General features: G+C 70.8%; 16 protein-coding genes. 11 read left to right on the top strand and 5 right to left on the bottom strand.

Annotated features, from left to right (window positions below; genetic code table 11):
- Window positions 1–56: 56 nt before the first annotated feature.
- The gene (locus ACWC94_RS38480) at window positions 57–641 is read right to left on the bottom strand and encodes an adenylosuccinate lyase (protein WP_450801951.1); all 585 of its coding nucleotides are present in this window, start codon (window positions 639–641) and stop codon (window positions 57–59) included.
- Between the two features lie 424 nt (window positions 642–1065).
- Between ACWC94_RS38480 and ACWC94_RS38485 the strand changes: the two genes are divergently transcribed.
- The 9 genes from ACWC94_RS38485 (at window position 1066) to pssA (ending at window position 12055) form a co-directional block, all read left to right on the top strand.
- Window positions 1066–2880 (top strand): 3-hydroxyacyl-CoA dehydrogenase family protein, encoded by a 1815-nt coding sequence (locus tag ACWC94_RS38485; protein ID WP_450801953.1) that lies wholly within the window; start codon window positions 1066–1068, stop codon window positions 2878–2880.
- Between the two features lie 154 nt (window positions 2881–3034).
- Window positions 3035–3853, top strand: a complete 819-nt coding sequence (locus tag ACWC94_RS38490) for a TetR family transcriptional regulator (RefSeq protein WP_450801955.1) — start codon at window positions 3035–3037, stop codon at window positions 3851–3853.
- Window positions 3854–4303: 450 nt separating this feature from the next.
- Complete coding sequence (ccrA, locus tag ACWC94_RS38495; protein WP_450801969.1) at window positions 4304–5641, top strand: crotonyl-CoA carboxylase/reductase; 1338 nt, start codon at window positions 4304–4306, stop codon at window positions 5639–5641.
- Between the two features lie 9 nt (window positions 5642–5650).
- The gene (locus ACWC94_RS38500) at window positions 5651–7678 is read left to right on the top strand and encodes a protein meaA (RefSeq protein WP_450801957.1); all 2028 of its coding nucleotides are present in this window, start codon (window positions 5651–5653) and stop codon (window positions 7676–7678) included.
- On the top strand, window positions 7675–8637 hold the full coding sequence (locus ACWC94_RS38505) for an HpcH/HpaI aldolase/citrate lyase family protein (protein ID WP_450801958.1): 963 nt from the start codon (window positions 7675–7677) through the stop codon (window positions 8635–8637). The genes ACWC94_RS38500 and ACWC94_RS38505 overlap by 4 nt, the downstream gene beginning before the upstream one ends.
- A 15-nt stretch (window positions 8638–8652) precedes the next feature.
- Entirely contained in the window at window positions 8653–9180 is a 528-nt protein-coding gene (locus ACWC94_RS38510) for a MaoC family dehydratase (RefSeq protein WP_067303517.1), read from the top strand.
- Window positions 9180–10385: an acyl-CoA dehydrogenase family protein gene (locus ACWC94_RS38515; RefSeq protein WP_450801960.1), complete on the top strand. Its 1206-nt coding sequence runs from the start codon at window positions 9180–9182 to the stop codon at window positions 10383–10385. Before ACWC94_RS38510 ends, ACWC94_RS38515 begins: the two co-directional genes overlap by 1 nt.
- 169 nt (window positions 10386–10554) lie before the next feature.
- Window positions 10555–11211: a phosphatidylserine decarboxylase gene (locus ACWC94_RS38520; RefSeq protein WP_363217069.1), complete on the top strand. Its 657-nt coding sequence runs from the start codon at window positions 10555–10557 to the stop codon at window positions 11209–11211.
- Window positions 11212–11233: 22 nt separating this feature from the next.
- Complete coding sequence (gene pssA, locus ACWC94_RS38525) at window positions 11234–12055, top strand: CDP-diacylglycerol--serine O-phosphatidyltransferase (RefSeq protein WP_450801970.1); 822 nt, start codon at window positions 11234–11236, stop codon at window positions 12053–12055.
- Here pssA and ACWC94_RS38530 read toward each other — a convergent pair.
- Window positions 11961–12356, bottom strand: a complete 396-nt coding sequence (locus ACWC94_RS38530; protein ID WP_450801961.1) for a tetratricopeptide repeat protein — start codon at window positions 12354–12356, stop codon at window positions 11961–11963. The two genes, pssA and ACWC94_RS38530, sit on opposite strands and share 95 nt — an antisense overlap.
- Window positions 12357–12475: 119 nt before the next feature.
- On the bottom strand, window positions 12476–13612 hold the full coding sequence (locus tag ACWC94_RS38535) for a glycerate kinase (RefSeq protein ID WP_450801962.1): 1137 nt from the start codon (window positions 13610–13612) through the stop codon (window positions 12476–12478).
- A gap of 165 nt (window positions 13613–13777) precedes the next feature.
- Here ACWC94_RS38535 and ACWC94_RS38540 point away from each other — a divergent pair, with 165 nt between their 5' ends.
- Together ACWC94_RS38540 and ACWC94_RS38545 are read left to right on the top strand one after the other, a co-directional pair.
- A complete protein-coding gene (locus tag ACWC94_RS38540) occupies window positions 13778–14854 on the top strand; it encodes an ADP-ribosylglycohydrolase family protein (protein WP_450801963.1) in 1077 nt (358 codons plus the stop codon).
- Window positions 14855–14882: 28 nt separating this feature from the next.
- The gene (locus ACWC94_RS38545) at window positions 14883–15377 is read left to right on the top strand and encodes an NUDIX domain-containing protein (RefSeq protein WP_450801964.1); all 495 of its coding nucleotides are present in this window, start codon (window positions 14883–14885) and stop codon (window positions 15375–15377) included.
- Window positions 15378–15462: 85 nt separating this feature from the next.
- Here the strand turns inward: ACWC94_RS38545 and ACWC94_RS38550 are convergent, their stop codons facing one another.
- Together ACWC94_RS38550 and ACWC94_RS38555 are read right to left on the bottom strand one after the other, a co-directional pair.
- On the bottom strand, window positions 15463–15894 hold the full coding sequence (locus ACWC94_RS38550) for a hypothetical protein (RefSeq protein ID WP_450801966.1): 432 nt from the start codon (window positions 15892–15894) through the stop codon (window positions 15463–15465).
- Between the two features lie 22 nt (window positions 15895–15916).
- Window positions 15917–19107, bottom strand: a 3191-nt coding sequence (locus tag ACWC94_RS38555; RefSeq protein ID WP_450801967.1) for an RHS repeat-associated core domain-containing protein, incomplete at its 5' end; no start/stop codon positions are given.

Raw genomic sequence — 19107 nt, forward strand, 5'->3', positions numbered from 1 at the left:
CCTCCGGGATCCGGCCGCCGTCCTCCCGGACGAAAGGGGCCCGGTGTGACCGGCGGTCACCGCGGCTCCTCCTGCGGCGGGATCCGCGCCAGTGCGTGCACCGCCGCCTCGGCCAGGGCCGGGTGGGCCAGGGCCTCGGTGAGGACCCGGCGGGCGCGGGGGTCCGCGAGGGTGCCGAGGCCCGCCACGCAGGCGAGGGCGACCCGGCGGTAGGGGTCGTGCGGGCGCAGGCGGCGTTCCAGGGTGGTGATCAGGGCGGGCACGGACTCGGGCGCGGCGAGTTCGGCCAGCAGCCGTACCGGGTGCAGGGCGTAGGCCACACGCAGTTCGTTCGTCGCGAGGGCCGCCGCCGCGCGGGCCGTGCGGGGGTCGCCCAGGCGGGCGAGGGCGTAGGCGGCACTGGCGCAGCGCGGGGGGTCGCGGTGGTTGAGGAGGAGCACCAGGGACTCGAAGGCACGCCGGTCGCCCGCGAGGCCGAGCCGGAACGCGGCCAGTTCCCTGGCCCACAGCGGCTGTCCGGGCGCGGTGAGCACCTCGGCGAGTTCGGCGTGGTCCTCGGTCGCCAGCAGCCGGTCGAACGCCGCCGAGCCGTGCGACTCCTGCCGTAAGCGCTCCGTGAGTGATCGCAACTCTTCGTCCACGAAGGCCAGCGTAGGCGGGTGGCGGGGCCGGAGGGAGCTACATCACAAAGTCCGGTGCCGGCCGAGGGCTGGCGCGCTCGTTACTGGCCGGTTAAGCTCAGACGAGCGAGTTACCCACTCGCACTTCCGCTGGCGACGGTCTGGTGACGCGGCCGCCGCCGGGGGCATCCCCCGCGCCCTTCCGGGCAGTGGGAGAGGTCGGTTCGGTACGTACGTGTACCGCAGTACGACCCGGCTCCGGGACAGGGCCGGTCGGATTCCCTGCCGAGTGCCGCTCACGGGCGTGTGCATCGTCCATGGCACCGGCACTACCGGGCGTGTGCGCTCGCAGCCCGCAACACCCGCACTCCTTTCCGCTCCGCGGTGCGCCCCTCGGCGCACCCGGCGCGTTCCTCGTCGTCACCCTCATTCCTGGAGTCCCGCGATGGCCACTCCCCTGTCCCCCCAGTCCGGCACCCCCGTGTCCCCGTTCAAGACGATCGCCGTCGTCGGCCTCGGCACCATGGGCACCGGCATCACCGAGGTCCTCGCGAAGGCAGGCCGCGAGGTGATCGGCATCGACGTCAGCGAGGCCCAGGCCGCGAAGTCGCTCGCCGCCCTGGAGGCCTCCACCGCCCGCTGCGTCGAGCGCGGCAGGCTCACCGAGCAGGAGCGCGCCGAGGCCCTCGCCCGGGTCCGCACCGGCACCGACCTCACCGCGGCGGCCGACGCCGACCTCGTCATCGAGGTGGCCCCGGAGTCGTACGAGATCAAGCAGCAGATCATCCGCGAACTGGACGGCGTCGTCCGCCCGGAGACGATCCTCGCGACCGGCACCAACGCGCTGTCCGTCACCCGGCTCGCGGCCGACTCGGCCCGCCCCGAGCGGGTGCTCGGCCTGCACTTCTTCAACCCGGCCCCGGCGATGAGGCTGGTCGAGGTGGTGTCCTCGGTGCTGACCGCGCCGCAGGCCGTCGCCGCGGTCACGGACCTCGCGTTCGAACTGGGCAAGGAGCCGGTCGCGGTCGGCGACCGTCCCGGTTTCGTCGCGGACGGCCTGCTCTTCGGCTACCTCAACCAGGCCGCCGCGATGTACGAGGCGCGGTACGCCTCCCGCGAGGACATCGACGCGGCGATGCGGCTCGGCTGCGGCCTGCCGATGGGCCCGCTCGCACTGCTGGACCTGATCGGCATCGACACCGCGCGTACGGTCCTGGAGGCCATGTACGCCGAGTCCCACGACCGGCTGCACGCCCCGGCCCCGATCCTGAAGCAGCTCAGCGAGGCGGGTCTGACCGGCCGCAAGTCCGGGCGGGGCTTCTACAGCTACGCGGCGCCGGGCAGCGCCACGGTCGTGCCGGACGCGCTGACCCCGGTCACCGACGGCGCGACGGCCCAGGGCCGCGAAGTCCGCTCGGTGGGCGTCGCCGGCTCCGGCACCATGGCCTCCGGCATCGCCGAGGTGTTCGCCAAGGCGGGCTACGACGTCGTCCTGGCCGCCCGCAGCGAGGAGAAGGCCCGGGCCGCCAAGGACCGGATCGGCAAGTCGCTTTCGCGCTCTGTCGACAAGGGCCGGCTGACCGCCGAGGCCGCCGCCCAGATCCTGGACCGGATCGCCCCGGCAGGCTCGTACGACGCCTTCGCCGACGTCGACCTGGCCGTCGAGGCGATCGCCGAGGACCTTCAGATCAAGCAGCAGCTGTTCGCCACGCTGGACAAGATCTGCAAGCCCGGCGCGGTCCTCGCCACCACCACCTCCTCGCTGCCCGTCGTGGCCTGCGCCCGCGCCACCTCGCGCCCGCAGGACGTGACCGGCATGCACTTCTTCAACCCGGCGCCGGCGATGAAGCTGGTGGAGGTCGTGCGGACCGTGCTGACGGCCGACGACGTCCACGCGACCGTCCGCGAGGTGTGCGCGAGGATCAAGAAGCACGCGGTGGACTGCGGCGACCGGGCCGGTTTCATCGTGAACGCGCTGCTGTTCCCGTACCTGAACAACGCGATCAAGATGGTCGAGGAGCACTACGCGTCCCTGGACGACATCGACGCGGCGATGAAGCTCGGCGGCGGTTACCCGATGGGCCCCTTCGAGCTGCTGGACGTGGTCGGTCTGGATGTGTCGCTGGCCATCGAGAAGGTCCTGCACCGCGAGTTCCGCGACCCCGGCCTCGCCCCGGCCCCGCTGCTGGAGCACCTGGTGGCCGCGGGCTGCCTCGGCCGCAAGACCGGCCGCGGCTTCCGCGAGTATGCCCGCCGCTGACGGCGCCGGCGACTGGTCGCACACGGAAACGGACTGGGGCGGACTGCTCGGCCCCGCGGACGTGCCCCCGCCCTCCTGGGGCGGGGGCGGCCCCCGGGGCGGGAGAAACCCCTCACCCGCACACCGAACTGCGCACATGCAGTACGTTCGGGTCATGTCCCAGCCCGCCAAGTCCTCCCGTACACCAGCTACGCCCGACGCGCCGGAAAGTGCCGCAGGCAGTCGCGCCGCCGCCCAGCGGCTCAAGATGCGCCGAGAACTGGCGGCCGCAGCCATGGAGCTGTTCGCGACCAAGGGGTACGAGGCGACCACCGTCGACGAGATCGCGGCCGCCGCCGGGGTCGCCCGCCGTACCTTCTTCCGCCACTTCCGTTCCAAGGAAGAGGCGATCTTCCCGGACCACGACGACACGCTGATCCGCGCCGAGGCGGTCCTCAACGCCGCTCCCGCGCACGAGCATCCGCTCGACACCGTGTGCCGCGGCATCAAGGAAGTCATGAAGATGTACGCGGCCCGGCCGGAGATCTCGGTCGCCCGCTACAAGCTCACCCGTGAGGTGCCCACCCTGCGCGAGGCCGAGATCGCCTCCGTCGCCCGCTACGAGCGCCTGTTCACCCGCTACCTCCTCGGCCACTTCGACGAGCACGCGCACGCCGACGACGCCAACGACGACCCGCTGCTGGCCGAGGTCGCCGCCTCCGCGGTCGTCACCGCCCACAACCACGTCCTCAGGCGCTGGCTGCGGGCGGGCGGCCAGGGGGACGTGGAGTCACAGCTGGACCACGCCTTCGCGATCGTGCGCAAGACGTTCGGCACGGGCATCGGCGCCGGCCGCAGCACGGCACCCAGGCCGGCGGCGACGGTCCCGGCGGCGGTGTCCGCGCACGGCGAGGTCCTCGTCACGGTCGCCCGCACCGACGCCCCGCTGGACGAGGTCATGCGGACCATCGAGGAGGCGCTGAAGGAGCACTGAGCCCGCTCCCCCGCTGCTCCGGCCGCTCGGCCGGCTGTGATGACGGCCACCCTTCCGGGTGGCCGTTTTGCCATGTCAGGGGCCGTTTTCCAGCAGATTTCAGGGGCCGTTCGATCGATCATCGCTCATTTGTTACGTAAAGATTTCATCTGAGGGCAAGTTCTGGCACTCAGTGCCTTGTCACCTGACACGCGGTGTCATACGTTGAAGGTGTCCGGGCGGCCGGCGAGCAGAGAAAGCCCGCTCGCCGGCTGTCCCCGCAAGCCATGGCCTTGCGCGCCCGGACGCCTGCGTCACAGGCAACCTCCCGCGCCACAAAGCGCTGCCGAAGCACCACCGAGCCGAACCGACGGCACACACGAAAAACCCTCAGCAGCACTCATCGCAGCACCGACGAACCCCCAGCGCCCCTCCCTCAGGGCGCTCACCGCCGGAGGCAACACCGTGACCGTGAAGGACATCCTGGACGCGATCCAGTCGAAGGACGCCACGTCCGCCGACTTCGCCGCCCTGCCGCTCCCCGACTCGTACCGCGCGATCACCGTGCACAAGGACGAGACGGAGATGTTCGCGGGCCTTGAGACCCGCGACAAGGACCCGCGCAAGTCGATCCACCTCGACGAGGTGCCCGTGCCCGAACTCGGCCCGGGCGAGGCCCTGGTGGCCGTCATGGCCTCCTCGGTCAACTACAACTCGGTGTGGACCTCGATCTTCGAGCCGCTGTCCACGTTCGGATTCCTGGAGCGCTACGGCAAGGTCAGCGAGCTGACCAAGCGGCACGACCTGCCGTACCACATCATCGGCTCCGACCTCGCGGGCGTCGTCCTGCGCACCGGCCCGGGCGTCAACGCCTGGAAGCCCGGCGACGAGGTCGTGGCCCACTGCCTGTCCGTCGAGCTGGAGTCCTCCGACGGCCACAACGACACGATGCTCGACCCCGAGCAGCGCATCTGGGGCTTCGAGACCAACTTCGGCGGCCTCGCCGAGATCGCGCTCGTCAAGTCCAACCAGCTGATGCCGAAGCCGGGCCACCTCAGCTGGGAGGAGGCCGCGGCCCCGGGCCTGGTCAACTCCACCGCCTACCGGCAGCTGGTCTCCCGCAACGGCGCGGCGATGAAGCAGGGCGACAACGTCCTGATCTGGGGTGCGAGCGGCGGACTCGGCTCCTACGCGACCCAGTTCGCGCTGGCGGGCGGCGCCAACCCGATCTGCGTCGTCTCCAGCGACCAGAAGGCGGACATCTGCCGGTCCATGGGCGCCGAGGCGATCATCGACCGCAACGCCGAGGGCTACAAGTTCTGGAAGGACGAGCGGACCCAGGACCCGAAGGAGTGGAAGCGCTTCGGCAAGCGCATCCGCGAACTCACCGGCGGCGAGGACATCGACATCGTCTTCGAGCACCCCGGCCGCGAGACCTTCGGCGCCTCGGTCTTCGTCACCCGCAAGGGCGGCACCATCACCACGTGCGCGTCGACCTCGGGCTACATGCACGAGTACGACAACCGCTACCTGTGGATGTCGCTGAAGCGGATCATCGGCTCGCACTTCGCCAACTACCGCGAGGCCTGGGAGGCCAACCGCCTCATCGCCAAGGGCAAGATCCACCCGACCCTCTCGAAGACGTACGCCCTGCAGGACACCGGCCAGGCGGCCTACGACGTCCACCGCAACCTGCACCAGGGCAAGGTCGGCGTGCTCTGCCTCGCCCCCGAGGAAGGCCTCGGTGTGCGTGACGAGGAGATGCGCGCCAAGCACATCGACGCCATCAACCGCTTCCGCAACGTCTGAGAGCCATAGATGACAGAGCGTCAGAAGGACCGTCCGTGGCTCATGCGGACGTACGCCGGCCACTCGACGGCGGAGGCGTCCAACGAGCTGTACCGGCGCAACCTCGCCAAGGGCCAGACCGGTCTGTCGGTGGCGTTCGACCTGCCGACGCAGACCGGATACGACCCGGACCACATCCTCGCCCGCGGCGAGGTCGGCCGGGTGGGCGTGCCCGTGGCCCATCTCGGTGACATGCGCAGGCTGTTCCAGGACATCCCCCTGGAGCAGATGAACACCTCGATGACGATCAACGCCACCGCCATGTGGCTGCTGGCGCTCTACCAGGTCGTCGCCGAGGAGCAGGGCGCGGACATCACCAAGCTCCAGGGCACGACCCAGAACGACATCGTCAAGGAGTACCTGTCCCGGGGGACGCACGTCTTCCCGCCGGGGCCGTCGCTCCGCCTGACGACGGACATGATCGCGTACACGGTCTCCCACATCCCGAAGTGGAACCCGATCAACATCTGCAGCTACCACCTGCAGGAGGCCGGGGCCACGCCGGTGCAGGAGATCGCGTACGCGATGTCCACCGCGATCGCCGTCCTCGACGCCGTCCGCGACTCCGGCCAGGTGCCGCAGGAGCGCATGGGTGACGTGGTCGCCCGCATCTCCTTCTTCGTGAACGCGGGCGTCCGCTTCATCGAGGAGATGTGCAAGATGCGGGCGTTCGGCCGCATCTGGGACAAGATCACGCGTGAGCGGTACGGCATCGAGAACCCCAAGCAGCGCCGCTTCCGCTACGGCGTCCAGGTCAACTCCCTCGGCCTGACCGAGGCGCAGCCGGAGAACAACGTCCAGCGGATCGTGCTGGAGATGCTGGCCGTCACCCTGTCGAAGGACGCACGCGCGCGTGCCGTGCAGCTGCCCGCCTGGAACGAGGCGCTCGGCCTGCCCCGGCCCTGGGACCAGCAGTGGTCGCTGCGCATCCAGCAGGTGCTGGCCTACGAGAGCGATCTGCTGGAGTACGAGGACATCTTCGAGGGCTCGCACGTCATCGAGGCGAAGGTGAACGCCCTGGTCGAGGAGTCCCTCGCCGAGATCGACCGCATCCAGGAGATGGGCGGCGCGATGGCCGCCGTGGAGTCCGGCTACCTGAAGTCCCAGCTGGTCTCCTCGCACGCCGAGCGCCGGGCCCGGATCGAGTCCGGCGAGGAGAAGATCATCGGTGTCAACGCCTTCGAGGGCACCGAGCCGAACCCGCTCACGGCCGACCTGGACACCGCGATCATGACGGTCGACCCGGCGGTCGAGGCCCGGGTCATCGCCTCGCTGCAGAACTGGCGCGACACGCGCTACCAGCCACCCTTCAACCACCCGCGCCCCTGCAAGGCGCTGGAACGGCTGAAGGAGGCCGCCAAGGGCACGGACAACCTGATGGAGGCGACGCTGGAGTGCGCCCGCGCCGGGGTCACGACCGGCGAGTGGGCCGGTGCCCTGCGCGAGGTGTTCGGCGAGTTCCGGGCGCCCACCGGGGTCTCCTCCGCGCCGGTCGCCGTCGCCGCCGAGCCGGGCTCCGCGCTCGCCGAGGTCCGCGCCAAGGTGGACGCCACCGCCCGTGACCTGGGCGTCGGCAAGCTCCGCTTCCTGGTCGGCAAGCCGGGCCTGGACGGGCACTCCAACGGCGCCGAGCAGATCGCCGTACGCGCGCGTGACGCCGGCTTCGAGGTGGTCTACCAGGGCATCCGGCTCACCCCGGAGCAGATCGTGGACGCGGCCCTCGCCGAGGACGTGCACGCGGTGGGCCTGTCGATCCTCTCCGGTTCGCACGCCCAGCTGGTGCCGGACGTGCTCCAACGGCTGCGTGTGGCCGGCGCCACAGATATACCCGTGATCGCAGGTGGCATCATCCCCAACGGTGACGCCGACCAGCTCAGGGCCGCCGGAGTGGCCGCCGTCTTCACCCCGAAGGACTTCGACATCACCGGAATCATCGGCGCGATCGTCGACGAGATCCGGAAAGCGAACAAGCTCGACCCCCTGGAGGTCCCCGCATGACGACCGTCAACCGCCTTCGCCCGCGGCGCTCCTGCCTGGCCGTACCGGGCAGCAACCCGCGCTTCCTGGAGAAGGCGCAGGGTCTCCCGGCGGACCAGGTCTTCCTGGACCTGGAGGACGCGTGCGCGCCGCTCGCCAAGCCCGAGGCGCGGCACACCATCGTCAAGTTCCTCAACGAGGGCGACTGGACGGGCAAGACGCGGGTCGTGCGCGTCAACGACTGGACGACCGAGTGGACGTACCGGGACGTCGTCACGGTCGTCGAGGGCGCGGGCCAGAACCTGGACTGCATCATGCTGCCGAAGGTGCAGACGGCCGAGCAGGTCGTCGCGCTGGACCTCCTGCTGACCCAGATCGAGAAGACGATGGGCTTCGAGATCGGCAAGATCGGCATCGAGGCGCAGATCGAGAACGCGCAGGGCCTGAACAACGTCAACGCGATCGCGCAGGCCTCCCCGCGCGTCGAGACGATCATCTTCGGCCCGGCCGACTTCATGGCCTCCATCAACATGAAGTCCCTCGTCGTGGGCGAGCAGCCGCCCGGCTACCCGGCGGACGCCTACCACTACATCCTGATGAAGATCCTGATGGCCGCCCGCGCCAACAACCTCCAGGCGATCGACGGCCCCTACCTGCAGATCCGCAACGTCGAAGGCTACCGCGAGGTCGCCCAGCGCGCCGCGGCCCTGGGCTTCGACGGCAAGTGGGTGCTGCACCCGGGCCAGGTCGAGGCGGCCAACGAGATCTTCTCGCCCTCCCAGGAGGACTTCGACCACGCCGAGCTGATCCTGGACGCGTACGACTACTACACGTCCGAGGCGGGCGGCAAGAAGGGCTCCGCGATGCTCGGCGACGAGATGATCGACGAGGCCAGCCGCAAGATGGCCCTGGTCATCTCGGGCAAGGGCCGGGCCGCCGGCATGCAGCGCACGTCGAAGTTCGAGATCCCCGCCAGCTAAGGAGCCCTGAGCGCGATGCAGTTCGGACGCACCTACGAGGAGTTCGAGGTCGGGGCGACGTACAAGCACTGGCCGGGCAAGACGGTCACGGAGTACGACGACCACCTGTTCTGTCTCCTCACCATGAACCACCACCCGCTCCACATGGACACGAACTATGCGGAGAAGACGACGGACTTCGGCAAGAACGTCGTCGTCGGGAACTACATCTACTCCCTGCTGCTCGGTATGTCCGTGCCGGACATCTCCGGCAAGGCGATCGCCAACCTGGAGATCGAGTCCCTCAAGCACGTGGCGCCGACCTTCCACGGCGACACGATCTACGGCGAGACGACCGTGCTCGACAAGTGGCCGTCGAAGTCGAAGAACGACCGCGGCATCGTCTACGTCGAGACCAAGGGCTACAAGCAGGACGGCACCCTGGTGTGCGTCTTCCGCCGCAAGGTCATGGTGCCCACCGAGACGTACATCAAGGAGCGCGGCGGCGAGCAGCCCGGCCGCCCGGAGCTGACCGCACCTGCGGAAAAGAACACGGAGAAGTAATGGCGCGCCTCGCCCAGACCGCCGGTCTGACCGACGTCCAGCAGGAGATCCTCTCGACGGTCCGTGACTTTGTCGACAAGGAGATCATCCCGGTCGCGACCGAGCTGGAGCACCGCGACGAGTACCCGCAGCAGATCGTCGACGGCCTGAAGGAGCTCGGCCTCTTCGGCCTGATGATCCCCGAGGAGTACGGGGGTCTGGGCGAGTCGCTCCTCACCTACGCGCTGTGCGTGGAGGAGATCGCCCGGGGCTGGATGTCGGTGTCCGGCATCATCAACACGCACTTCATCGTCGCGTACATGCTCAAGCAGCACGGCACGCAGGAGCAGAAGGACCACTTCCTGCCGCGCATGGCGGCCGGCGACATCCGGGGCGCCTTCTCGATGTCGGAACCGGGCCTGGGCTCCGATGTGTCGGCGATCACCTCGAAGGCGGTGAAGGACGGCGACGAGTACGTCCTGAACGGCCAGAAGATGTGGCTGACGAACGGCGGTACGTCGTCGCTCGTGGCCGTGCTCGTCCGGAGTGACGAAGGACACGCCGAGGGCACCGCGCCCCACAAGTCCATGACGACCTTCCTGATCGAGAAGGAGCCGGGCTTCGGCGAGGTCCGCGCGGGCCTGACCATTCCCGGCAAGATCGAGAAGATGGGCTACAAGGGCGTCGACACGACCGAGCTCATCATGGACGGTCTGCGCGTTCCGGCCGATCGGGTGCTCGGCGGGGTCACCGGCCGAGGTTTTTACCAAATGATGGACGGCGTCGAGGTCGGCCGGGTCAACGTGGCGGCACGCGGCTGCGGCGTCGCCCAGCGCGCCTTCGAGCTGGGTGTGCAGTACGCCCAGCAGCGGCACACCTTCGGCAAGCCGATCGCCCAGCACCAGGCCATCCAGTTCAAGCTGGCGGAGATGGCCACCAAGGTCGAGGCCGCGCATGCGATGATGGTCAACGCCGCACGCAAAAAGGACTCGGGAGAGCGAAACGATCTCGAGGCGGGCATGGCGAAGTACCTGGCCTCCGAGTACTGCAAGGAGGTCGTGGAGGACGCCTTCCGCATCCACGGCGGGTACGGCTTCTCCAAGGAGTACGAGATCGAGCGCCTCTACCGGGAGGCCCCGATGCTGCTCATCGGTGAAGGCACCGCCGAGATCCAGAAAATGATCATCGGCCGCCGACTGCTCGAAGAGTATCGGTTCCAGGGCTGAATGTCCGGGTACGGGGTGTTTTCTTCGAGAAGAAGATCACACCCCGTAGACGTACTTCGGCCGTCGACTCGGCAGCCTGGCTTGCCCAGTTGCAGCCCGCGACCGGTACGATCCCCGGAAAGCCGCCGTCCCCCGTCCAGCGCGGCATCATCCGCTACGAAGGTCATCCATGCCCCACAGCCAAACCTCTGCACCTCGCGACAGCCGAGCCGGCGTACGCCTCGCGCGCGGAGCATCGCCGTGGCTTCTCCCGACCGTCGCCACCGCAGCCCTCAGCCTGGCCCGCGCCCGACGCTCCGGCGCGGCCCGGGCCGTGGCCGTGCCCGCCACCGCGCTCGCGGCGGGCATGCTGTGGTTCTTCCGCGACCCCGAGCGCGAGATCGCCCCGGGCCGGGTCATCTCGCCCGCCGACGGTGTGGTGCAGAGCATCATGCCGTGGAAGGACGGGCGCACCCGCGTCGCGATCTTCATGAGCCCGCTGAACGTCCACGTCAACCGCGCGCCCCTCGCGGGCACGGTGACGTCCGTCGAGCACATCCCCGGCGGCTTTGTTCCGGCTTTCAACAAGGAGAGCGAGAACAACGAGCGCGTAGTCTGGCATTTCGACACCGAACTCGGCGACATCGAGATGATCCAGATCGCCGGCGCGGTGGCCCGCCGCATCGTGCCCTACATCCCCGAGGGCACGAAGGTCGAGCAGGGCGACCGTATCGGTCTGATCCGCTTCGGCTCGCGTGTCGACCTCTACCTGCCCGAGGGCGTGGAGGTCGCGGTCGAGGTCGGACAGAAGACCGTGGCTGGGGTGACTCGCATTGACCGTGATTGATCCGGAGACCCAGGCGGGCTGGGTGCCCGAGGCCGACGAGGTGGACGAAGAGGAGGAGATGCCCCTCTCGCTCCGCCTGTCGATAGCGGACACCCTCACCCTGGGGAACGCCACGTGCGGCTTCATGGCGGTGTACTTCACCACCACCGGCATCCTGATCCCGCATCTGACCGGCAATGACGAGTCCGCGGGCATGGCCCGGCACAGCGCCGCCACGGCCGTCATCCTGATGCTGTGCGCCGCCGTCTTCGACCTGTTCGACGGACTGGTGGCCCGCAAGCTGCGCTCGTCCCCCATGGGCGCGGAGCTGGACAACCTCTCCGACCTGATCAGCTTCGGGCTGGCGCCCGCGTACTTCGTGCTCGTCTACGGCATGGTCGCGGACGACGCGCACCAGCGGGTGGCGGCGGTCGGGGCGATCGTGGTGCTCCTGGCGGTCGTGCTCCGTCTGGCCCGGTTCTCCTGCGTGACGATGAAGGACGGCATGTTCCAGGGCATGCCCAGCCCGTTCGGAGCGCTGACGGTGGTCTCCATCGTCCTGCTGGAGCTGCCCTTCGTGGCGACGCTGCTGGCGATTCTCGGTACGGCCTGGCTGATGGTGAGCCGGGTGGAGTACCCGAAGCCGAGGGGGCGCCTGGCGGGGGCCATGCTGTCCTGGATCGTGCTGTCCATGGGCCTGCTGGCGGCGTGGGCCTTCGACGCGCCGAGCGGCCAGCTCCTGCTGCAGACGGGCTGTGCGCTGCAGCTGGTCATGGGCGCCGTGATTCCGTTGTTCGCCACGGCTCGCCGGGTGAACAACTTCCGCGACAACCGCCGCGAGGCTCGCGCGGCGCAGGTGCCGTAGCCGCGGGCCGCAAGCCGAAAGGGCCCCGGACCGGGTTGGTCCGGGGCCCTTCGCCTTTGCCGGTCTTTCCGAGACGGGACCGGGGCAGCCGCTGGGCCGGGTGGTCGCGCAGCCAGTCGAGGCGCTCGGTGGCCGAGCGGACCAGGGGGTGGCCGGGGCCGAACACGCGGCGGTAGCCGTCGAGGCAGCTTCTCAGCAGACGGGCCGCCTCCTGCCGTTGCCGGGCGTCGATCAGGACGTTCGCCAGATTGCCCGGCTCCGCCGGCCGCCCCGGGCATGCCCCCCCCGAGCCCCGTCCCATGCCCGCCACCACCCGACCCGGCAGGCGGAGAAGGCGCCGTCCCGGCCGCCCGCTCCCGGGAGCGGGCGTTCGCCGGGAGGCGGGGCCTTCGCGGCCGAGGGGCACAGCCCCCGGCGACCTCAGCGCAGGTGGTCCTCGGCGATACGGGCGGCGACCCGCTCGAGAATCGGCCCCGCGTCCGCGATGCACGTGGCGACGTCCGGCTCGACGGACGTCAACGGGTACGCCTGGGAGATCCCCGCCCCCCGCAGCGCCTCCGGCGACAGCGCCAGCCGCCCGCACACCGCCACGACCTCCTTGCCGGCGGCCCTGGCCGCCGCGGCGACCCCCGCCGGTGCCTTGCCGTGCAGCGTCTGCTCGTCCAGCGACCCCTCACCGGTGATCACCACGGAGGCCCGCTCCAGCGCGGGCGCGAAGCCGAGGACGTCCAGCATGACCTCGATGCCCGGCCGGAACCGGGCCCCCAGCAGCAGCGCGCCGTAGCCGATGCCTCCCGCCGCGCCCGCGCCCGGTGCCGCCGCGTGCTCGGCGGCACGCGGCCCGACGGCCGCCTCCAGCACCTTGGCGAAGTGGGCCAGCGCCGCGTCCAGGGTCTCCACGTCGTCCGGGGAGGCGCCCTTCTGCGGGCCGTACACCGCCGGCGCGCCCTTCGGCCCGGTCAGCGGATTGTCGACGTCGCTGGCGAGCACCAGCTCCACGGACGACAGCCGCGCGTCCAGACCGGACAGATCCGCCCGCGCCAGGTCGGCGAGGCCACCGCCGCCCGGCGGCACCGGTTCCCCGTCCTCGTCCAGGAACCGGGCGCCCAGCGCCGCCAGCATGCCCGCGCCGCCGTCCGTCGTGGCGCTGCCGCCGACGCCGAACACGATCGTCCGCGCGCCCGCGTCGAGCGCGGCCCGCAGCAGCTCGCCGGAGCCGTACGTCGAGGCCGTCAGGGGCGCGAAGACACCGGCAGGCAGGCGCTGCAGGCCGCTCGCCTCGGCCATCTCCACCACCGCGGTGTCGCCGCGCAGCGCGAACGCGGCCGGCACCTCCTGGCCCAGTGGTCCGGCGACCCGGACCTCCCGCCGCTCGAAACCGGCCGCGACCGCCGCGTCCACGGTCCCGTCGCCGCCGTCGGCCACGGGCAGCGCCTCGACGCGGAGATCCGGCACGACCCGGCGCAGCCCGGCCGTCACCCGCTCGGCGACCTGCACGGCCGTCAGCGAGCCCTTGAACTTGTCCGCGGCGATGAGCACCCGACGGGTCTCGTTCACTGCAGCGTCCGCCACCTTGCTTTCCCCTTGCTCTCCGGGCCCCGCGCACGTCAGGGCCAGTCGCGCCGCTGCGACCTTAACCGGAGGACACCCTCGCCGTCATGCCCCGACCGAAGGCTGGGAAGGGCCTGGGAACAACCGGGGGAAAACGGGTAGACCCCAGCCATGACCAGCCAGCGCTCCGGGCCCGCCGCCCTCGCCGACCGCATCCACGGCGGCTGGCTCGGCCGGATCGCGGGCAACATGCTCGGCAAGCCGGTCGAGCAGGGCGAGGTGTGGACGCGCGAGCGCATCGACCGTTACCTGCGCAAGGCCGAGGCCCTGCCGCTCACCGACTACCTGCCCGAGCCCGCCGACCCGGCCGAGACCGCCGTCCTGCGCCCGGAGTGGCGTGGCTGCGTGCGCGGCCGGATCCACGGCAGCTGCCGGGACGACGACGTCGACTACGCGATCCTCGGCCTGCACCTGCTGGAGACGCACGGCTTCGGTTTCAGCACCGAGCAGGTCGGCGACCTGTGGCTGCTCAGGCTGCCGTACCTGCAGACCTTCACCGCGGAACGGGCGGCGTACCGCAACCTCGCCAACGGGCTGAAGCCGCCGCTGACGGCGACGTACGACAACCCGTACCAGGAGTGGATCGGCGCACTGATCCGCGCCGACGTCCACGGCTGGACCCGCCCCGGGGACCCGGCCGGCGCCGCCGCCCTGGCCCGCCGGGACGCGGTGCTCTCGCACACCGGCAACGGCGTCTACGGCGCGATGTGGGCGGCCGCGCTGATCGCGGCGGCGTTCACCGCGCCGACCGTGCGGGACGCGCTGGACAGCGCGCTCGCCGTCGTCCCGGCGGGCAGCCGCCTGGCCCGTACCGTACGGCGGGTCATGAGCCTGCACGAGACCCGGCTGCCCTGGGAGGAGACCCTGGCCACGGTGTCCGCGGAGACCGCCGGGCTCGGCTGGATCCACACCGTCCCGAACGCCGCCGTCCTCACCGCCGGGCTGCTGTACGGCGACGGCGACTTCACCCGGACCATCGCGCTGACCGTGCGCGGCGGCCTGGACACGGACTCCAACGGCGCGACGGCCGGCTCGGTGGCGGGTGTCCGCACCGGCGCGGACGCGATCCCCGCCCAGTGGACGGATCCGCTCGAGGACACGGTACGGAGCGCGGTGTTCGGCTTCGACGGCGTACGGATCAGTGCGCTGGCGGAACGCACCGTGCGCCTGGCGACGGCCGCACCGTAGCCGTACGGGGGCTGGTTACCCTTCCCCAATGACCACGACTGGTGACTTCGCCACGTACATCGCGAGCCTGCCCCGTGTCCTCGCCGGTGCCGCCGCGCTCTTCCGGGACGCCGAGGGGCGTGTGCTGCTGGTCGAGCCGAACTACCGCGACGGCTGGGCGCTTCCGGGCGGCACGATCGAGTCGGACGACGGGGAGACACCGCGTGAGGGCGCCCGCCGGGAGACGCTGGAGGAGATCGGGCTCGACCGGCGGCTCGGCCGGCTGCTGACCGTGGACTGGGTGCACGGCGAGGGCCGGCCTCCGCTGGTGGCGTACCTGTACGACGGCGGTGTCCTCGCCGACGCCGACCTCAAGGCCATCCGCCTGCAGGAGGCGGAACTGCTCTCCTGGCGCCTGGTCCCGCGCGAGGAGATCACCGCCCACCTGCCCGGCGCCCCCGGCCGCCGCGTCCTGACCGCCCTGGACGTCCTCACGGCCGGCTCCGGCACGGCGGAGCTGGAGAACGGCCACCGGGTGGCATGACCGCCCCCGGCCGGACCGACGACGACCGGATACCGACCGCCACCGAGATGAACGCGAACGCGAAGACATCGACCCGCGTTCTTGATCAGCCCGGGCCCGGCTCCGCCGACGCGCCGTCCCAGGTGAACCGGTAGCGATTCCTCTCCCGGTCGAAGGTCAGGCCGATGTCGACGCCGTCGATGCCGCAGTTCTCCCGCAGGCACTCGATGACAGCCGCGGCGGCGACTTCGTCCTGGTAGTCCGTGAGCATGGGTACGTCCCAGTCGTCCACGCGTACCAAGAGGGCATCGGCGCCGTCTCTCCAAGCGTCCAGCTGCCCGGCCACCAGTCCGAGGCCGAACGCCATCCACTTCTCGTCCGTCGAGGGGATGCCCCGCGGCGGCAGCCACCAGACGCGTGAGTCGTCGATTCTGCGCCCCGCGAGCGGCGGCTCGTCCATGAGCTGGACGTCGAGGGTGACGCGGGCGACGAGCCCCCACGAGCCGATACGCCTCTTGTAGATGTAGGTGAATGCCACGTCTGGTCTCTCTTCTCCGTCCTCAGAGGAATCTCAGCCGACCGAAGACCCGGGAGTGGAAATAGTGCTCTGTTCCCATGTTGGTGGGACGGGAGATGTAGTCGTGGTCATGGGGTTCGCCACGCCCGTACATGATGCTGTGCCGATCGATGAACTCGTCCATCTCGGTGTCGCTCATGGTGCCCACGTGGGCCTGGTTCATGGCGGCCAGGTCCGACTCGCTGACGCGGAACGGCATGATCTCCACGTCGGCCCCGCGCCTGTTCCGCAGGAGCTCCGCGTAGCGTTCCGCCTCTTCCCGTGAACCCCACGAGTACACTCCGGGGCCCAGGTGAGCCCGGTGCTCGTCGGTGGGCCACGGGGTTCCGTCCGCCCGCAGCCGGGCCGCGTTCTCGCGGTCCTGGACCGTGTAGAACTCCCTCTCCCCGCACTCGGGCGCGAGGCCCAGTGGATCCGCCCAGTGCTGGGGGTTCGGCACGTACGTCTGCGGGTTCGGTGCGGGGGCGAGGCCCAGGGGATCGGCGGTGAGGTAGCGGGCGGTCTCCGGGTCGTAGTGGCGGAAGTAGTTGTAATGCAGGCCCGTCTCGGGGTCGCTGTACTGGCCGGGGAAGCGCAGGGGCGTGTAGGCGGTGGCGTCCTTGTTCCAGGTGGTGGTGCCCCACAGGGTGGTGCGGGTGCGCCAGGCGATGTCACCGTGTTCGTCGACGAGCTCGCGCGGCGCGCCGACGAGGTCGGTGACGATCGCGAAGAAACGGGAGTCGATCTCCTGCTGCGGGGCGTCGGCCGCGGTGATGCGCTCGGTCTGGGCGATCGGCCTCAGGCCCTGGTGGTCCCAGGTGAGGGTGACGGGGTGCGGCAGGTCGGGGGCGCGCGTGGTCTGCTCGCACAGCGTCGTGCCGTCCCAGGTGAAGTCGACGCGTTCGACCACCGTGTCGCCGTCGGCGCCGAGGCGGAGCTTCGCGGTGCGACGGCCGAGCGGGTCGTAGGTGTAGCGCCAGCGGGCACCGTCCGGGGTGGTCACCTGGACGAGCCGGTCCTCCGCGTCCCACCGGTAGCGCCAGGTCTCCGGCTTGTGCGACAGCCGGGTCTTCTGGCGCAGGGTGATCCGCCCCAGCGCGTCGTGCTCATAGCGGACGTTGCCGGCGCGGGTGATGCGGGTGCCGGTGTACACGCGCTCGCCGTTGGCCTCCTGGCCGGGGTGCGGGGCGGGCCAGGAGGCCTGCGTCTGGTTGCCGGCGGCGTCGTAGGCGTAGCTCTCGGTCCAGTTCTCGGCGTGGACGGCGGTGACGCGGCCGGCCGGGTCGAGGTCGAAGCGGCGCGAGCCGTTCAACCGGTCGTCGAGGGCGGCGAGAAGACCGTCACCGCGGTAGGTGTAGGCCCGGCGCTGGAGGGTGCGGTCGTCGCGGCCGACGGCCGACTGGGTGGCGAGTCGGCCCAGCGTGTCGTACGTGTGGTGCAGCGTGAGGAAGTTACCGACGTGCCGGGTGAGTTCGCGGCCCGCGGCGTCGTAGGAGATGTCGACGCAGCGGCCGGAGGCGACCAGGCCGGTACGGCGGCCCGCAGCGTCGTACGACCATGTGGTGGTCGCGCCGGTGGGGGTCGTCCGCCCGACGCGACGCCCCAACTCGTCGTAGTGGTACGTGAGTTCACGGCCGTCCACGCTCTCCGAGCGGACGAGTCCGTACTGGTCGCGGACGATGGACAGACGGGTACCGTCGGGGCCGGTGGCCTCGGCGAGGCGGCCGCTCGCGCCGTAGGCGTAGGTGGTGACCTGGCCGGCGGCGTCCTTGCGGACGATCTGGCCCAGGGCGTTGCGCTCGAAGACGGTGGTCTCGCCCAGGGCGTTCGTGCGGGCGGCCAGCCGGCCCGCGGCGTCGTGCCGATAGGTGAGCGCACGGTCGTCGAAGTCCGTCTCCCCGACCAGGCGGCCCGCCGCGTCGTGGCTGTAGGTCCACTTGAGGCCCTGGGGGTTGGTGACCTGGGTGAGGCGCAGCTCGGTGTCGTGGCCGAACTCGTGGCGTACGCCGTCGGGGGCCGTGCGGGCGGTGAGCAGATCGAAGTGGGTGTACTCGAAACGGGTCTCGCCGCCGAGCGGGTCGATGTGGGTGGTGCAGTTGCCCTCGCCGTCGTAGGTCCAGGACTCGCGGGTACCGTCCGGCAGAGTGCGCCGGGCCAGTCGGTTCTCGGGCGTCCATTCCAGCCGGGTCGTCGCGCCCGTGGGGTCCGTGCGGGTGACGGGGCGGCCGAGGGCGTCATGGGTCTGGCGGGTGACCGCGCCGAGCGGATCGGTGATCTCCTCGGGCAGGCCCGCCTGGTTGCAGCGGATGGTGGTGACGTTGCCGAGCGGGTCGGTGACCTTGGTCGGGCGGCCCGCCTCGTCGTGGGCGAAGTGAGTGGTGTGGCCGGTGGGGGTGGTGATGGATGTGCGGTTGCCGCGCTCGTCGTATGTGTACCGGGTGGTGTGGCCGTCGGGGGTGCGGACGGTGGCGGGCTGCGGGAACCGGCCGTACTCCGCGGTGGTCTCGGTGCCGTCGGGGCGTACCACCGCGACCAGCCGTCCCGCGTCGTCGTAGCGGTGGACCACGGTGTGGCCCAGGGGGTCGGTGCGGGTGAGGAGGTGGTCCCGGTCGTCCCAGGTCTGGGTGGTGGTGTTCCCGAGCGGGTCGGTGATCGCGACGATCTGGCCGCGCGGGTTGGCGCGGTAGGTCGTGGCGTGGCCCAGGGAGTCGGTGTAGGTGACGGTGGTGGTGCCGTCGGCGTCCGGATCGCCGTATGCGATGCGGGAGGTGAGGAAGCCGCCGCTGCCCTGGGTGGCGGTGACCCGGCCCCGGTCGTCGTAGGTGTAGGTGAAGACGGTGTCGTTGCTGTCGCGCCAGCCGGTGATGCGGTGGGCGGAGTCGTAGGTGAAGTGGGTGGTCGCGTCGACGGCGTTGATCACCTCGGCCAGGTCGCCGCTCCCGGCGTAGCGGTACGCCCGCAGCCGCACCGGCCCGTCCTCGGTCAGGACGTGCACGGCGGTCACCCGGCCGGTGCCCTCGGAGCAGGTCGGTGTCAGCCGGTAGCCGCCGGAGTGGGTGACCTCCAGCAGGGTGTCGTCCGCGTCGCGTTCGAGGGTGATGTGGTTGTGGTTGCGGTCCTCGACCCTGGTCAGCCACCACACGCCCGCGGTGGCTGCGGCGGGTTCGAAGTGCCGGGTCACACCGGTGTACGGGT

The organism is Streptomyces sp. NPDC001135 (assembly GCF_053598395.1).

What these genes read in the sequence shown, in the direction of transcription:
- ACWC94_RS38505 (WP_450801958.1), top strand. Translation starts at nt 7,675, where the DNA reads ATGACGACCGTCAACCGCCTTCGCCCGCGGCGCTCCTGCCTGGCCGTA.
- ACWC94_RS38485 (WP_450801953.1), top strand. Translation starts at nt 1,066, where the DNA reads ATGGCCACTCCCCTGTCCCCCCAGTCCGGCACCCCCGTGTCCCCGTTC.
- ACWC94_RS38520 (WP_363217069.1), top strand. Translation starts at nt 10,555, where the DNA reads ATGCCCCACAGCCAAACCTCTGCACCTCGCGACAGCCGAGCCGGCGTA.
- ACWC94_RS38490 (WP_450801955.1), top strand. Translation starts at nt 3,035, where the DNA reads ATGTCCCAGCCCGCCAAGTCCTCCCGTACACCAGCTACGCCCGACGCG.
- ACWC94_RS38530 (WP_450801961.1), bottom strand. Translation starts at nt 12,356, where the DNA reads ATGGGACGGGGCTCGGGGGGGGCATGCCCGGGGCGGCCGGCGGAGCCG.
- ACWC94_RS38515 (WP_450801960.1), top strand. Translation starts at nt 9,180, where the DNA reads ATGGCGCGCCTCGCCCAGACCGCCGGTCTGACCGACGTCCAGCAGGAG.
- ACWC94_RS38540 (WP_450801963.1), top strand. Translation starts at nt 13,778, where the DNA reads ATGACCAGCCAGCGCTCCGGGCCCGCCGCCCTCGCCGACCGCATCCAC.
- ACWC94_RS38500 (WP_450801957.1), top strand. Translation starts at nt 5,651, where the DNA reads ATGACAGAGCGTCAGAAGGACCGTCCGTGGCTCATGCGGACGTACGCC.
- ACWC94_RS38545 (WP_450801964.1), top strand. Translation starts at nt 14,883, where the DNA reads ATGACCACGACTGGTGACTTCGCCACGTACATCGCGAGCCTGCCCCGT.
- ACWC94_RS38510 (WP_067303517.1), top strand. Translation starts at nt 8,653, where the DNA reads ATGCAGTTCGGACGCACCTACGAGGAGTTCGAGGTCGGGGCGACGTAC.